Origin of the sequence: Mesonia ostreae (assembly GCF_031845265.1) — a bacterium.
GTDB classification, from domain to species: domain Bacteria; phylum Bacteroidota; class Bacteroidia; order Flavobacteriales; family Flavobacteriaceae; genus Mesonia; species Mesonia ostreae.
In genome coordinates, this window is sequence record NZ_JAVRBG010000004.1 from 265,026 (window position 1) to 281,295 (window position 16,270).

Annotated in this window: 11 protein-coding genes; 5 read left to right on the plus strand and 6 right to left on the minus strand. The window is 36.2% G+C overall.

The annotated features are described in order from the left end of the window. Nucleotides 1–108 precede the first annotated feature (108 nt). The 4 genes from RLT85_RS06065 (at nt 109) to RLT85_RS06080 (ending at nt 6,064) form a co-directional block, all read left to right on the plus strand. Nucleotides 109–2,592, plus strand: coding sequence for a ligase-associated DNA damage response DEXH box helicase (locus RLT85_RS06065; RefSeq protein WP_311401141.1), 2,484 nt, complete (start codon nt 109–111; stop codon nt 2,590–2,592). Nucleotides 2,593–3,114: 522 nt separating this feature from the next. Next, nucleotides 3,115–3,753 carry a ligase-associated DNA damage response endonuclease PdeM gene (gene pdeM / locus RLT85_RS06070; protein WP_311401142.1) on the plus strand — a complete coding sequence of 213 codons (639 nt, stop codon included), beginning with the start codon at nt 3,115–3,117 and terminating at the stop codon, nt 3,751–3,753. Next, nucleotides 3,750–4,547: a TspO-related membrane protein gene (locus RLT85_RS06075; protein WP_311401143.1), complete on the plus strand. Its 798-nt coding sequence runs from the start codon at nt 3,750–3,752 to the stop codon at nt 4,545–4,547. The genes pdeM and RLT85_RS06075 overlap by 4 nt, the downstream gene beginning before the upstream one ends. Before the next feature lie 545 nt (nt 4,548–5,092). Continuing rightward, the gene (locus RLT85_RS06080) at nt 5,093–6,064 is read left to right on the plus strand and encodes an ABC transporter ATP-binding protein (protein ID WP_311401144.1); all 972 of its coding nucleotides are present in this window, start codon (nt 5,093–5,095) and stop codon (nt 6,062–6,064) included. Between the two features lie 335 nt (nt 6,065–6,399). Here RLT85_RS06080 and RLT85_RS06085 read toward each other — a convergent pair whose 3' ends face one another. Continuing rightward, nucleotides 6,400–6,819, minus strand: a complete 420-nt coding sequence (locus tag RLT85_RS06085) for a CBS domain-containing protein (protein ID WP_311401145.1) — start codon at nt 6,817–6,819, stop codon at nt 6,400–6,402. Between the two features lie 483 nt (nt 6,820–7,302). Beyond that, nucleotides 7,303–8,673 carry a dihydrolipoyl dehydrogenase family protein gene (locus RLT85_RS06090; protein WP_311401146.1) on the minus strand — a complete coding sequence of 457 codons (1,371 nt, stop codon included), beginning with the start codon at nt 8,671–8,673 and terminating at the stop codon, nt 7,303–7,305. A 490-nt stretch (nt 8,674–9,163) separates the two neighbouring features. Here RLT85_RS06090 and mfd point away from each other — a divergent pair, with 490 nt between their 5' ends. After that, nucleotides 9,164–12,526, plus strand: a complete 3,363-nt coding sequence (mfd, locus tag RLT85_RS06095; RefSeq protein WP_311401147.1) for a transcription-repair coupling factor — start codon at nt 9,164–9,166, stop codon at nt 12,524–12,526. Between the two features lie 568 nt (nt 12,527–13,094). Here mfd and RLT85_RS06100 read toward each other — a convergent pair. From RLT85_RS06100 to RLT85_RS06115, 4 genes are read right to left on the minus strand one after another with little or no spacing between them, the layout of a single operon-like run. Next, nucleotides 13,095–14,867: a DUF7619 domain-containing protein gene (locus tag RLT85_RS06100; RefSeq protein WP_311401148.1), complete on the minus strand. Its 1,773-nt coding sequence runs from the start codon at nt 14,865–14,867 to the stop codon at nt 13,095–13,097. After that, nucleotides 14,848–15,243, minus strand: a complete 396-nt coding sequence (locus RLT85_RS06105) for a BspA family leucine-rich repeat surface protein (protein WP_311401149.1) — start codon at nt 15,241–15,243, stop codon at nt 14,848–14,850. The genes RLT85_RS06100 and RLT85_RS06105 overlap by 20 nt, the downstream gene beginning before the upstream one ends. Next, nucleotides 15,209–15,811: a BspA family leucine-rich repeat surface protein gene (locus RLT85_RS06110; RefSeq protein ID WP_311401150.1), complete on the minus strand. Its 603-nt coding sequence runs from the start codon at nt 15,809–15,811 to the stop codon at nt 15,209–15,211. Before RLT85_RS06110 ends, RLT85_RS06105 begins: the two co-directional genes overlap by 35 nt. Beyond that, nucleotides 15,774–16,196, minus strand: coding sequence for a BspA family leucine-rich repeat surface protein (locus RLT85_RS06115; protein WP_311401156.1), 423 nt, complete (start codon nt 16,194–16,196; stop codon nt 15,774–15,776). Before RLT85_RS06115 ends, RLT85_RS06110 begins: the two co-directional genes overlap by 38 nt. Nucleotides 16,197–16,270: the final 74 nt, after the last annotated feature.

Genomic DNA, 16,270 nt, shown 5'->3' on the forward strand with positions numbered 1-16,270 from the left:
TAATTTAGGGAAGAGCCTGTGCTGAGCGGAGACGAGGTATGGATTCTGCAGCCAAAGCTGTAGAAGACGGAAGGGTAATCAACGCAAGTATTATTAATATTCTAAAACATGAACAGAAAGCAACTTTTAGATACCGCCAACACTTGGTTTGAAGGGCAAAATTGGAAACCTTTTAAATTTCAAAAAGATTCTTGGAAAGCTTATTTAAAAGGGAAGAATGGTTTGCTTAACGCACCAACGGGAAGCGGAAAAACCTATGCGCTTTGGGTGCCTATTGTTTTAGAAATTATTCAGCAAAATAGTAAAAAGAAAAAGCCAAACAAAGGTTTAAGAGCGATTTGGATCACGCCCTTGCGGGCACTTTCGGCAGAAATTGAGCAAGCCGCAATGCGTTTTGCCAAAGATATAGATCCAAATTTAACTATTGGCATCCGTACAGGTGATACGCCACAAAAAGTGCGTGCGGCACAAAAACGTAAAATGCCAGACTTACTCATCACCACCCCTGAGAGTTTGCAACTCTTACTTTCTTCCAAAAATTACGATAAAAACTTTAAAAATTTAAATGCCGTGGTGGTTGATGAATGGCACGAGCTTCTAGGCAGCAAACGTGGCGTACAAATGGAACTCGGTCTAAACCGACTTAAAACCATTTCTAAAAACTTAAAGATTTGGGGGATTTCGGCAACTATTGGCAATTTGGAGCAAGCACGAGAAGTCTTGCTGGGACCGCAAACGCCTCAATTTGAAAACTCAGTATTGATTAAGGCCAATATTAAAAAGAAGATAAGAGTACAGTCGGTTATTCCCAAAGTAATGGAGAAATTCCCTTGGCGGGGACATTTGGGTTTGCATTTAATTGATGAAGTGGTGCCCATTATTAAAAACTCTAGAACCACTTTATTGTTTACCAATACGCGCTCGCAATGCGAATTGTGGTTTCAAAAATTAATGGATAAATATCCCGAATTTGCGGGGGAAGTAGCCATGCACCACGGTAGCATTAATAAAGAAACTCGTTTGTGGGTAGAGCAGGCCATTCGTAACGAAGATTTAAAAGCAGTGGTTTGCACATCAAGTTTAGATTTAGGAGTAGATTTTGCTCCGGTAGAAACTATTGTTCAAATTGGGAGTCCGAAAGGTGTGGCTCGGTTTTTACAACGCGCAGGAAGAAGCGGTCACCAACCGGGTAAACTAAGTGTAATTCATTTTTTACCCACACACGCCATGGAACTTATTGAAGCTTCTGCTTTACAAAAAGCAGTAAAAAAACAAGCCGTAGAAGACCGAGTGCCATACTTACAAAGTTATGACGTGTTGTTGCAGTATTTAACCACTTTGGCCGTTTCAGATGGTTTTTATCCCAAAGAAATTTATCCCGAAGTAAGCTCCACATTTTGTTACCAGGGTTTAACGCAAGACCAATGGGAATGGTGCTTAAATTTTATTACCACGGGTGGAGAGAGCTTACATACCTATGATGAATACCAAAAAGTAACGGTTGAAGAGGATGGCAAATTTAGCGTTACCAGTAGAGCGGTGGCCATGCGACACCGACTACAAATTGGCACCATTGTAAGCGACGCCGTTTTAAGCGTTAAATACATAAAAGGCGGCTTTATTGGCAGTATTGAAGAATTTTTTGTCTCCAAGTTAAAACCAGGGGATGCTTTTATGTTTGCGGGTAGAAATTTAGAGTTTGTGCGTATTAAAGGGATGCAAGTACAGGTAAGAAAATCTAAGAAAAAAACAGGAAAGGTGCCTAGTTGGGCCGGAGGCAGAATGAGTTTTTCGGCACAAATGAGCGAGCTGCTTCGGGAAGAAATGTATGCAGCGGCTGCCAGCGCAGATCCCAGCTTAGCATTAGAGCTGGGCATCACCACAAAATCTCTAGAATTAAAAGCCTTGCAACCTATTTTTGAGCGGCAATTGCTAGATTCTATTATTCCCACGCAAAACGAATTTTTAATAGAAACTTTTAAAACTCGCGAAGGTTACCATGCTGTTTTTTATCCGTTTGAGGGGAGGTTTGTTCACGAAGCGCTGGGCAGTTTATTGGCGTATAGAATAAGTTTGTTAAGCCCTATCTCATTTAGTATTGCGTTTAATGACTATGGATTTGAGCTGCTGTCTGATCAAGAATTAGATATGCAACAGGTGTTAGATAATAATTTATTTTCTAGCGAATTTGTAATGGACGATTTGCAAAAAAGTTTAAACGCAACTGAAATGGCACGCAGAAAATTTAGAGATATTGCCGTGATTGCGGGTTTAGTTTTTACAGGCTATCCCAACAAACTCATTAAAAGTAAACATCTACAAGCCAGTTCCCAACTGTTGTTTGATGTGTTTAGAGACTATGAACCTGGAAACTTGTTGTTTTTGCAAGCCTTTACCGAAACTTTTGAGCATCAATTAGAAGAAGGCAGGTTGCGATTGGCTTTAGAGCGTATTCAGCGGCAAAGAACCGTTTGGAGAAAATGTGAGAAACCTACGCCATTCTCTTTCCCAATTATTACCGATAGACTTCGGGAAAAATTATCTTCAGAAAAATTGGAAGATCGTATTAAGCGGATGATTAAAAGTTTTTGATCGCGGTGGCAAAAGCTTTAGAAGCTAGACCGCTGCGCCCCTAGAGGCTAGACTTTTGTCTGATTGGGAGAAGAAGCTAGACCGCTACGCAGTTAGATTTAGGCCTTAACTCTGTTAAGAAGAAGCGCTAAGACAATTAAGAAATAAGACTGCCAAGATAATTTAATCCATAGTTACTTATAAATAATAGTAGTCTGTGAAAAAATCTAATAAATTCATTGTTCTGAGGTAAGGTATAGATTTCAAAAAAAATAAGAATTTCTAACTATTCCATGATCTCTTCAATTTATATCCTTGTAGTTTTACTTAAAATATACATTATTAGAAAATTTCTCTAAAATAATGCAGATGGAGTTTTTGGAAACGGAACAAGAAAAAGTTTCGGCTAGCAGAAATATGATAGGGAAGATTTAGTTTACAATTATCCCAAAAACAATTCCGCGAAAGCGTAAAAAAGAAGCTTAAAATTCTCCGTATTCGCTTCATAAAACCTTTATTTTGCAGTAAGAAAAACAGTGTGATTTGAGAGTTAATCTACAACAAGAAAATTTTATTTTTGATCCTAGTGGTGTGGCATTTTGGGAATCTAAGCGTATATTATTAATTGCCGATGTGCACTTGGGAAAAATAGCGCATTTTAGGAAACACGGCAGCGCAGTACCGCAAAAAGCGATTTTAAATAATTTTGTTCAGCTTAAAAAAGTAGTGGATGCTTATGCGCCTAAAAAAATTTATTTTTTGGGCGATTTGTTTCACAGCGCTTTTAATATGGAATTTGCTTATTTTAAAACTTGGGTGCAAGAACAGCAGGCAGATTTGGTACTGGTGGTAGGAAATCACGATATTATTTCGCCCCTACATTTTGAAAATTTGGGGATTGTAATTAAAAAAGAAGTTTGTTTAGAGAAGTTTCTCCTCACCCATCACCCCGAAGAACGCGAAGGTTTCTTAAATATTTGCGGACATATACATCCTGGGTTTCGCTTACGCGGAATGGGACGACAGCACGAAAAATTGGCGTGTTTTTTTAAAAGCAAACATCAACTAATTCTTCCTGCTTTTGGTACCTTTACAGGAAAATACTTGTTGCAAGCGTCAAAAGATGACCAAATTTACGTTTGCACAAAAACCGAAGTCATCCCAATACCACAAAAACTATGAAACCAAAATTACTGGCTGTTCTTAATTTTATATCGGTGCTCCTAGCGATTGCCACAAGTTATGCTAACCCAGCTTTTCAGCTGAATGGAAATACCATTGGCAGTTTAAGCAAACAACCCGAATATGCCAATTTGTTTACACCGGCGGGTTACGCATTTGCCATTTGGGGCGTTATTTATTTGGGTTTGTTGGCGTTTAGCAGTTACCATATTTATCTAGTTTTTAAGAAAAAAGAAGTGAAAGATTTCTTACAACAAACGGGACTTTGGCTCGTAGTGGCTAATCTCGCAACCTCAGCTTGGGTGGTGGCTTGGCTGTATGAATATACAGGCTTATCTGTACTATTTATGCTTTTGGCGCTAATTTCCTTAATCAAAATTATTGTCAATACAAATATGGAGCGTTGGGATGCTCCTTTCAAAACTATTGCCTTTAGCTGGTGGCCCATTTGTTTATATTCTGGGTGGATTGCTGTGGCTACGATTGCCAATATTTCGGCGTATTTGGTTAAAATAGACTGGCAGCCTTTTTTATTTACTGAAGTACAATGGACCATTATTATGGTGGTAGTAGCAACAATTTTAAATCTTGCGATAATTTATTTTAGAAATATGCGCGAGTTTGCCGCTGTGGGCATTTGGGCTTTAGTCGCCATTTACATAAAACAGCAAAATAATGTAGAAAGTGTCGCTTACACCGCTCTCATTGGAGCAATTCTTATCGGATTATACGCAGCGTATCACGGGTTTATAAATCGAAAAACCAATCCTATGTTTAAGATGATGAATAAATAGTTGTGGGTAGTTAGTCATGAGAAAAAAGAACGTAAAACTCTTTCATTTTAAGATGAATCGGAATTAGAATCTAGAGAATAGACGGCTAGAATATAGACCGTTAGAAAATAGACTTTGGAGGTAAGAGGCTCTACTCACTTTTAATCTTACACTTTTAGTTTTTCTCTTTTAACTTTTCACTTTCAACTTTCCACTTATGTCTCGACTTCCTCACAGTTTCATTAGGGCAAGTGCATCAAAGTGAATATATTTAGGTTAAATCGCATCTTGTTAGGATTATAAATCATTAGTGTCCGATAAAAACATTACAGAACTTTGGTGTTTCATGTATAATAAGGGTTTCAAACTTATTAATGAAGTTACAGCTTGCTATTGCGTTGTGCATTGAATCTAGCAAATAATAAATACTTTTAATTAATTTTATCTAATTATCAAGCTATTTCGAATCAAGTCTTAGGTCTTATGTCTTTTAGCGAAGTAGTCTAATATCCTAATCGGACACGACTAATTATAAATATTCTATCTTTGGATAAAACCCGAGATGCATGCTTAAAGTAGATTCTATAAATTTTGCTTACGCGGAAAAAGAAATCTTGCAAAACATAAGTTTTGAAGTCAAAAAAGGAGAACATCTGGGCATTATTGGCGAAAGTGGCTGCGGAAAAAGCACACTTTTAAAAGCGATTTACGGTTTGTTGGATCTAGATGGTGGCAAAATTATTTTTAAGACTGAAAAAGTTTTAGGGCCAGCTTATAACTTGGTTCCAGGAATGCCGAAAATGAAATATCTCGCTCAAGAAGAACAATTAATGCCTTTCACCAGTGTATCTGAAAATATCACCACTCATCTAAGCAGACAACATCTTAAAGAGAACCAAGAACGCTTAAATCTTTTATTGCAAGTGGTAGATATGCAAGACTATGCCAATACTAAAGTAAAGCTTCTAAGCGGAGGCCAAAAACAACGTGTGGCGTTAGCACAAGTTTTAGCTAAAAAACCAGAATTTTTATTATTGGACGAACCATTTAATTTTATAGATAATTTTAGAAAAAACCGTTTAAGAAGGAGGCTGTTTACCTATTTGCAAAACGAAAATATTACCTGTTTGTTTGCTACCCACGATGCCACAGATATTTTAGGCTTTGCAGACCGCGTGCTCGTTATAAAGGAAGGGAAATTATTGACCGACCAAAAGCCAGTAGATTTACTGGAGAATCCGCCTAATTTTTATACGGCTTCTTTATTGGCTGAAGTCAATAAAATTGAGGCTAAAAATTTGAAAACATCAAATGAGGGCCATTATCTTATTTATCCGCAAGAGCTTCATATCTCAAAAGATGGTTTTTTAAAAATACGTGTTATAAAAGCCTATTATAACGGCTTTAATTATTTTATAGAAAGTGCAATTAAAAACAGCGAAGACAAGGTTTATTTCTATTCAAATCACTTTTTAGAAAAACACAAAATGCTTCGGCTAAGCTTTCCTGAAAGTCTTTTGAAAAAGCGATTAAGATAAACTTTTTGGACTTTTGGAAGCACGACTTTTGGAAATACGACTTTCTAAGATATAAAACTCATTCGAAATCCTAGAAATTATAAAAAAAGTTACTATTTACTCCCTTCCCTCGGGGAAGGCTTGGGGATGGGATGCGAATCTTAATTACGTCTTTTGGATGGAGGACGATTGGAAACACGATCGTCTGACACACGACTTTCTAAAACGCCATACGTAAGAGGGGAACATTTTTTGGAAAGTCCTCAAATATTCCCCTCTCAATCCAATTTCCTAAGTCTGAATTTTCCTAAATTTATCATTTAATCCAGACCAAATTATTCTTAGTCAATACTAATCTAAAACTGATCAATCAAATATTTAATTAAATCTGTAGTAGTTACAATTCCTACCAACTTATGATTATCTACCACTGGCAAAGCGTGAAATTCCTTTTCGGCTAAGATTTCGGCTATTTCTTTTATGGTATCATCTGGTTTTACTGTAATTACATTACTTACCATTACCTGCTCAATACTAAACATATCATAAACCGTAGTTTCAATTGTTTCTTCATCTTCGTCTACGGCGTCGGCAAAACTAATTCTTAATAAATCTGTGTAACTCAACATTCCTATAATTTTGTCGTTTTCAACCACGGGAATGTGTCGTATTTTATTTTTCTTAAATAAACCTTCGGCGGTAACCAAATTATCTTTTGTAGTTAAAGTAAGTACCTTTTTGGTCATAATAGTAGAAACAGGCGTGCGCTTTTTCATCAATAATGGTTTTAAAAATTAAACTATCTAAAGATACAAAATAAGGAAATATTGAAAACTGATATTAATCAGTCGAAAATCAATTCTTTAAATAGACCTAAGATGAAAAAGGCATAAGACGTAAGAGGTGTCCGTTTCAAAAAAAAAAAATTGGTATTAGAGCCGAGAGACTAGACTACTAGAAAATAGACCTCAGATAAGAAAACTGTGTATTAATTTTGTGAAGCAGTTTAAATCTAATTAAGAACACCCTAAGTATAAGATCCTGAAATGAATTCAGGATGACAAATCGCTTGGAACGTTAGCTTAATAAATTGCTAGAAAAGAGATAAGGTGAAAAGACGCTTTCCTCACTATCCTTTTTCACTTTTAGCTTTTCACTCACCCCTCACCACTCACTACTAATTTATCTTCAGGTTCAAGTTCAAGTTCAGGTTCAGTTTCAACTTTAATCACCTCTCACTACTAAAATGTTAATACTAATTACTCAATACTATTATCAAACCATCCCCTTAAGTCATTCCCCCAAGTAGGATAAGTAAAAAGCATATTTTTTAAGTCATCTGTTGTGAGTTTGCTGTACATAGCCATGGCAAATAAATTAATCATTTCGCCAGCTTGCGGACTTATAATATGGGCTCCTAAAATTCTATTGGTTTTTTTGTCTACAATGGTTTTATAGCCATAATGTTTTTCGTTTATGCGTTTGGCATTGAACCAATTTAGATTCTTTTTTTCTTCAACCACAATTTCATAGCCTTGCGCTTTTGCTTCTTCTTCTAAAAGACCTACAGAAGCCAATTGCGGACTCGTAAACACCACCGAAGGCTGTGGGAGATAACTTATTTCTTTATTATTTTTATCCTTTAAAAGTTGAGCAATCACTGTTTTTGGCTCAAAAGATGACAACGGAGTTAACGGCAAACCTTCACTATCTGAAACATCGCCACAGGCATATACATTTTTATTGGTAGGGTTTTGGAGATATTTATTGACGCTTATTCCTTTTTTAGTAAAACTCACCTTCCCTTTCTCTAAGTCTAATTCGTCTATAGAAGGTACACGTCCTGCGGTATTAAAAATCATTTCGGCTTTAGCTTCAATAATCTTATCTCCTTGTTTTGCGCTTACGCGGAAGTATTTCTGCAACTTTTCAATCTTACTCGCACCTGCATTAAAAATAAAATCAACATCAAGCGCTTCAAAAGCTTCGATTAAAGGATCTACAATGGCTTTCTCAAAATTGGTAAGCGGTCGCGATGCCATATCTATCATGGTTACTTTTACGCCCAAACTGGCGGCCATATGGGCAAACTCCATTCCAATATAGCCTGCGCCAATAAAAATCATACTTTTAGGAAGTTTTGGAAGGTTTAAAAAATCTTCGCTTAATAAAGCCAAATCTATTCCTGGAATATTTAGTTTTAAAGGTTTATGGCCCGTAGCGATAACCACTTTTTTCGCTTTTACCGTTTTCCCTTCTACAGAGAGCGTATTCTCATCTAAAAACATAGGAGATTGATGGTACATAGTAATGCCCAATTTCTGTAAATCTTTTTCTGTCGCAGCAGGAATAGCGTCTACAAATTTCTTTTTATAGGCTTGCAAGTCTTCCCAGCTAAATTCGGGCATTTTAATAATTCCTTTTCCTTGCATTTTTCGAGCACTATCCATTATTTCAGAAATTCCTAATAACACTTTTTTGGGATCGCAACCTCGGTTGGGGCAAGTGCCTCCAAACTCTCTGTTGTCTGCAATAGCTACTTTTTTTCCAGCTTCGGCACAAGCTTTGGCCACGCTTTTGCCTGCTGTTCCTGTTCCTATTACAAATACGTCATACGCTTCAATTCCCATAATCTTATTTTTAGGCAAAAGATACGGGTATTACTAGGCTTTGGCTGTTATGGAAATGGTAAAATCAAAAGAAGCTCGATTAAAGAGTTGCTAACTTGATAATATATAGCTTTTATTTTTTGCTGAAGCTACTACTCATAATCATTAATATATGGTTAAAAGTAAAGTTGATAACCCTTTTGGAAGTATGAAATCTAATAGGATTATACAGTGAATATTTTGTTTTTTGCAACTAATTTCAATGCGAGCGAGAGCAGGATTTTATCTTAAACTACAGCTGTAAATCCGTTACTTACGATTGACCCCAGTCTTTGCTGATAAGCAGGTTGATCTTTAATTCTAAAAATACGGTCACATTCATCCTACCAAAACAATCAAATCTGTTTGAAATTAAATACCTCCAAATCTTAAAGCAGGAAACCCACCAACAAAGCGTTAAAAATAATTGGTGTTCTTGTGAACTATGTAATAACCAATTACCTTTGCCGTAATGAATTTATCTAAGATTACCGAGAAATTTTCACAGCTCCCGCAGCAGCAGGAACTGGAGAAAGCTATTGCCCAGCCCAAAGAAATTACTGCCAACATACACGCCAAAGGTTTAATAGGTTCTGCCCTTTCTTTTGTTGTAGCCAATGCGTTTAGGGCTTCAGAGAAGCCTTTTTTATTGGTGTTTAATGATAAAGAAGAAGCGGCGTATCACCTCAACGATTTAGAGCAACTTATAGGCGAAAAAAACGTGTTGTTTTATCCCGGCAGCTACCGCAGGCCTTACCAATTAGAGGAAACCGATAATGCCAATGTGCTTTTACGTGCCGAGGTGCTCAACCGCATCAATTCGCGTAAAAAACCAGCGGTGATTGTTACCTATCCAGACGCCTTGTTCGAAAAAGTGGTGACCAGAAAAGAACTGGACCGCAGTACGCTTAAAATTAATTTGGGCGATGAACTTTCTATAGATTTTGTGAACGAGGTGTTGTTTGAGTACAAATTTAAACGCGTAGATTTTGTTACGGAACCTGGCGATTTTTCGGTGCGAGGCGGTATTATAGATGTGTTTTCTTTTAGCAACGACGAACCTTACCGCATAGAATTTTTTGGTGACGAGGTAGATAGCATTCGTAGTTTTGATGTAGAAACTCAACTTTCTACAGACAAGGTGAAGAAAATTTCGGTGATGCCTAATGTAGAAAGCAAACGCTTAGAAGAAGTACGGGCTGGTTTTCTAGAGTATATCGCCAGTAAAACCGTAATTTTCATTAAAAACCTCGATTTATTAGGCGCCGAACTCGATAAATTATTCAACAAGGCCGAAGAAGCTTTCAGCAATTTATCTAAAGATATTCAGCATCAGAGTCCGCAGGAATTGTTTTGCCATGCGACAGAATTTAAGCAACAGCTTAAAGGTTTTTCTTCCGTAGAAGTTGGAAGTCAGGCGTTTTTAAATCCGCAGCAGCGTATAGAATTCCATACCAAGCCGCAGCCTTCCTTTAATAAGAATTTTGATCTACTCATAGAAAACCTTCGGCAAAATCATTCCGCAGGATATACCAATATTATTTTTTGCGTAAGTGCGCAACAAGCCAAACGCTTTCACGATATTTTTGAAGACCAAGAAGAGCAAGTACATTATAAAACGATTGTATTTTCTATGTTTCAAGGGTTTATAGAAGAAAATACAAAAACCGTTTGCTATACAGACCATCAAATTTTTGAGCGTTACCATAAATTTCATCTTAAAAATGGCTATGCTAAAAAACAAGCCATCACTATAAAAGAATTAACCAATCTAGAAGTGGGCGATTATGTAACGCATATTGACCACGGAATTGGAAAGTTTGGCGGACTTCAAAAAATTGATGTCGAAGGAAAACAACAAGAAGCCATTAAGTTGATGTATGGCGAGCGCGATATTTTATATGTGAGCATTCACTCGCTTCATAAAATTTCTAAGTTTAACGGAAAAGATGGCAAAGCGCCTAAAATTTATAAGCTTGGGAGCAAAGCTTGGAAAACGTTAAAAAATAAAACCAAAGCTCGCGTAAAACATATTGCCTATAATTTAATTGAGTTGTATGCCAAAAGACGACTAGAAAAAGGATTTGCTTTTGGTCCCGACACCTATTTGCAACACGAGTTGGAAGCTTCATTTATCTATGAAGATACGCCAGACCAAAGCACGGCTACCCAAGCGGTAAAAGAAGATATGGAAAGCGAGCGCCCTATGGACCGTTTGGTATGTGGCGATGTAGGTTTTGGAAAGACAGAGGTGGCAATTCGAGCAGCATTTAAAGCGGTAGACAGCGGCAAGCAGGTAGCGGTTTTGGTACCTACTACCATTTTAGCATTTCAGCACCATCAAACTTTTACAGAGCGTCTAAAAGATTTGCCCGTAACGGTAGATTATCTCAATAGATTTAGAACGGCTAAAGAGCGTAAACAAGTGCTCGAGGAGCTAGAAAATGGTAAGATAGATATTGTTATTGGGACGCATCAATTGGTAAACAAAAACGTTAAGTTTAAAGATTTAGGCCTGCTTATTGTTGATGAGGAGCAAAAATTTGGCGTGGCCGTAAAGGATAAGCTAAAGACTATTAAAGAGAATGTAGATACCTTAACGCTAACCGCAACGCCCATACCGCGTACGTTGCAGTTTAGTTTAATGGCAGCTAGAGATTTAAGCACCATTAATACAGCGCCTCCCAATCGTTACCCCATAGAAAGTCATGTGATTCGCTTTTCTGAAGAAACCATTAGAGATGCGGTTTCGTATGAGATTCAGCGTGGCGGACAAGTATTTTTTATTCATAACCGTATCGAAAACATCAAAGAGGTAGCTGGCATGTTGCAGCGTTTGGTTCCTGATGCTAAAATTGGCGTGGGTCACGGGCAAATGGAAGGGAAAAAGCTAGAAAAACTGATGCTGAATTTTATGAACAATGAATTTGATGTCTTGGTTTCTACCACTATTGTAGAAAGCGGATTGGATGTAAGCAACGCCAACACCATTTTTATTAATAATGCTAATAATTTTGGATTGTCTGATTTGCACCAGATGCGAGGCCGTGTAGGCCGAAGCAATAAAAAGGCTTTCTGCTATTTTATAACTCCGCCTTATTCGGTGATGACCGATGATGCCAGAAAACGTATTGGAGCTTTAGAGCAATTTTCTGAACTGGGAAGTGGTTTTAATATTGCCATGAAAGATTTAGAAATTCGCGGAGCCGGAGATTTACTAGGTGGCGAGCAAAGTGGTTTTATTAATGAAATAGGCTTTGATACCTATCAAAAAATATTAAGTGAAGCTATTGATGAATTAAAAGAAAATGAGTTTAAAGATTTGTATGCAGATCAAGAGAAGCCAGAAAATAAAGTCTTTGTAAAAGAAACCCAAATTGACACCGATTTTGAAATTCTCTTCCCCGATGATTATGTAAACAACATTACCGAACGTTTAAATTTATATACTAAACTGAACCAATTAACTACGGAAGAAGAACTGCAAGAATTTGAAGTGGAACTAAAAGACCGTTTTGGAGAATTGCCTACCCAAGTGGTAGATTTATTAAATAGCGTACGTATAAAATGGATTGCTTCGCAGATTGGGATTGAAAAAATCATTTTAAAAAAAGGTAAAATGGTGGGATATTTTATTGCAGATCAGCAATCGGCTTTTTATCAAACCACCACATTTACTAGAGTTTTGCAATTTGTTCAAAGTCATCCGCAGCAATGCATCATGAAAGAGAAAGAAACCCGCAAAGGCTTACGACTTTTACTCACGTTTGATAAGGTGACCACGGTAGAAAGAGCTTTAGAAGTTTTACAGCCGCTACAACCAAAGAAGTTGTAGCAGAAAAGGTTTAATTTTTCTTTACGGAAGTGTTTAAAGGTTGAATAGAAAGATTTATTGAAAATTGGTTGCGTCGTATTAAGATACAAGATCCGCCCGTACCTAAGCGTTACGTTCGGGCGTATCGCTTTGCTATAAGACGTAAAAGATTAGACTTGTTTCATAATAGTTTAATGATCAAGCTAACTAAAAATAGGTATTCGCTTTATAATTTACAATGCGCAGCATCATAGCAAGGGCCTTAAAATATTTGGAGACGACATTTTGCTTGTAATACCAAAAATCAATTATATGTTATTGGGACATTAATAATTAAAAAACGCTTTAGATTAAAAGCGTTTTTTTTACTTGAATTCGACCTAAGAAAATCGTGTCAGTTCGAGTGAAATTTTGAAAAAATTTTGTATCGAGAATAACGGTTTTCGTTCAAATACTTGTTCTCGATATAATTTTTCTAAGAAAAATCACCCGCCTGTACTTTTCGGGCGGGCTCGAACTGACACGATTTGAACTTTATTAGAATTAGATCGAACTCAGGTTTTTATAATCTCGAATAATTAAACCGATATTATTCCATAATAAATTGTCGGTTAATTATTCCTCGATCTGTCTCCATTTTTAAAATATACATCCCAATACTAAGCTGTTTCAGGTTTAGCGTTTTTAAGTTTTGTTTAAAGCTGAGCAACTCCCTTCCTTGAAGGTTATAAACGGTCACGCTTTTCAACTGAATATTCTTGCTGGTTTCAATATGTAAGAAATCTTTGGTTGGATTGGGGTAAATGCTGATTAAATTTTCTAACCTCTTATTTTCAATCCCAAGACCATCTACAATTTCCGTGGAAACCGTATTGGTGATAATCGGAGCATTAAAATCAAAGTAAATAGCCGCATTCCCAGTAATTACGTCTCCAATGGCGACGTTCGCTTTTGGTTTAATTTTGTAGGCAATAAATCCGTGGCTAGCTGGTTCATTTTCATCTTCAAAAGGCAGGTTGATATCGTCAAAAATAAACTCTACGTGATTGCCATCGGTTATTTCTACTCGGTAATCATCGCTGGCGCTAATGGGTTGTATAGTATTCCAGTCTAATTTTGGATGTAAAGTATCTAAAATACGAACGTTGATTGCACTGGCCGTTCCTGTATTCTGAAATCGAATAAGATAATCTAAATATTGATTGGCGTTGTCTATATGCACTTCCTCCCCTTGTAAAACTTGTTTATCATTAGGATCAAAAGAATTGACTATTCCTTGTTCGTAATCAAACGTATTGTCTTCTGGGGTATAATCATTGGTATTTGGAGTAATCGATGCCGAAAATACCAAAACATCCTCTCCTGTTACGGTTGGGGGTTGAAAGGTTTGCATCCCGAAAGGAGGTAAATCATTTAACTCAAAAGTTAAACTATTTGTCGTTTCAGTTGTGGGACTTTCACTGGCTGATATAAAGCTTTGTTTGGTGTCGTCAAAATTTAAGGTGATGCTTCCCGTAGCAAGAGTTTGCGTTCCCTTATTTTCTACTACTAATTGATAATCTGCTTCAAAACCGGGGCGAGCTTCAGAGATTGGGAATAGTGTAATGTTCAAATCCTCGATGGTTTGGTTGGCGGTAATGCAGAAATCGAGTTGTTCTTGTGCACCAGCACCGGTAAAATTTAAAGTGGTTGTTTCAGGATTTACCGCATAATATTCTGGTACGTTATTTAAGGTAAGCGTATAATCACCTTCCAGTAATTCTAAATTGTAAGTTCCGTCTGCAAAACTAAAAGTACCAAAGTCATAAGAACCATTATTGGCCTTTATAAAAAAGTTTTCTGCGGGCATATCGTTAATATCACATCCATCATTATTTTCATAGTAATGAATATTTCCTATCACGTAATTGAAAGCACAATCTTCAGCTATGCTATCGCCAGTAATGGACCACCCAAGATTATTTATCAATTCATTTCTAACACCAACATTACAATATTCTAGATTGTCTGCGACTAGGATTTTATTTTCCAAATCTAATTCTTCAAATCGAGCTAAAAGTGCATCATAGTTAAAAGGATCTAAACCGCTGTTTTCTATAAAGCCTATGTCACCTTCAAGGGAATCATCATAAGTAAAATCAACATCAAAAGCAAAATTCCAATTAGACAAATCTTGATTAAAATTTATGCCGTTTTGAAACATTCCACCCATAGTCTCAACATTAGAAACATCCCAGTTATCAAGTGGTTGATCGAACAGACTGGCATTTACAAACATAGCGGACATATTTGTAACATTAGAAACGTCCCAATTGTTTAAAGGTTCGTTAAATTTATAAGCCCTAAAAAACATTTTTTTCATATGTTGTAACATTGCTAACATTCCAATCATTTAAAGATTGGTTAAAATCTTGAGCGTTATTAAACATATAAAGCATATTGGTAACATTTGAAACATCCCAACTGTTTAAAGGCTGATTAAATGATGTTGCTCCCTTAAACATATAGTGCATATCAGTTACATTAGAGACATTCCATTCATTTAAAGATTGGTTAAATTTCCTAGCACTATAAAATAAATTATTCATGACAGTTACATTAGAAACATTCCATTCATTTAAAGGTTGATTAAAATTCCTAGCGTTATGAAACATATAGCCTATTTTGGTTACATTGGATACATCCCAACTATTTAAAGGTTGATTAAATAACTTTGCACCCTGAAACATAAAAATCATATAAGTGACATTTGAAATTCCAATTGTTTAATGATCGATTGAAACGGGCACAATTATCAAACATAGCATTCATATTAGTTACATTGGAAACATCCCAATTGTTTAATGGCTGATTGAAATATGCTATAGTACTTGAATTTAAATCTTCTACTCCAAACATTTTTGACATATTTGTAACGTTGGAAACATCCCAATCATTAATATTATTATTTAAATGAATGCATTTGTTAAACATATTACTCATATCAGTCACTTGGCTTAAATCTGGATTGTCGGTAGCATTAATTCTTAAATATAAACAACCTTTAAATGCATTTTCCATAGATTGCCACTCTATATCACCCCATTGCTCAATACTTTTTAATTGAGGCTCAAATTCACCTTGGGAGCTTTCATATAAGTTTTCAAATCTAATTCTAGGGAAATCTCCAGAAATACTTACATTATAAGTTCCCTCTTGAGCATATGTATGTGATATGTCACCAGTTACATTAGTATTTACTGTTCCATCTCCAAAATTAATTGTGTAATTATAACCTTCTCCCCAGGTTGGGATAACTATCTCCATCACTACTATCAACTTGCCATCTAGTTACAAATGCACCTGAAGGTAAGGGTGTATTACAATTTACTAGGTGGTCATCATCATATATATACCAGCCTAAATCTTCAGTAAGAATATCTCGAACAATTACATCGCAATATGTTAAATTATGAGCACCTAATTGTTTGTTTTCTAATCCTAAACTCTGGAATCGTTCTAATAATAAATCATAATTTTCAGTGCTCATTGAGCTAGCACTTAAAAAGTTGTCTAAATTAACTTCATTATTAAAATTCCAACTTGATATATCCTGATTGAAAGAGTTTATAGTACCCTCATTAAGTCCCCCAGCAAACATTCCACTCATATTAATAACATTAGAAACATCCCAGTAGTTTAAGAGTTGAATAAACTACCTCGGGGCAAGCCCACGAGGTATTAAAATAATTTGAGCTGTCCAGAATAGATTTTCTTATAATCTTC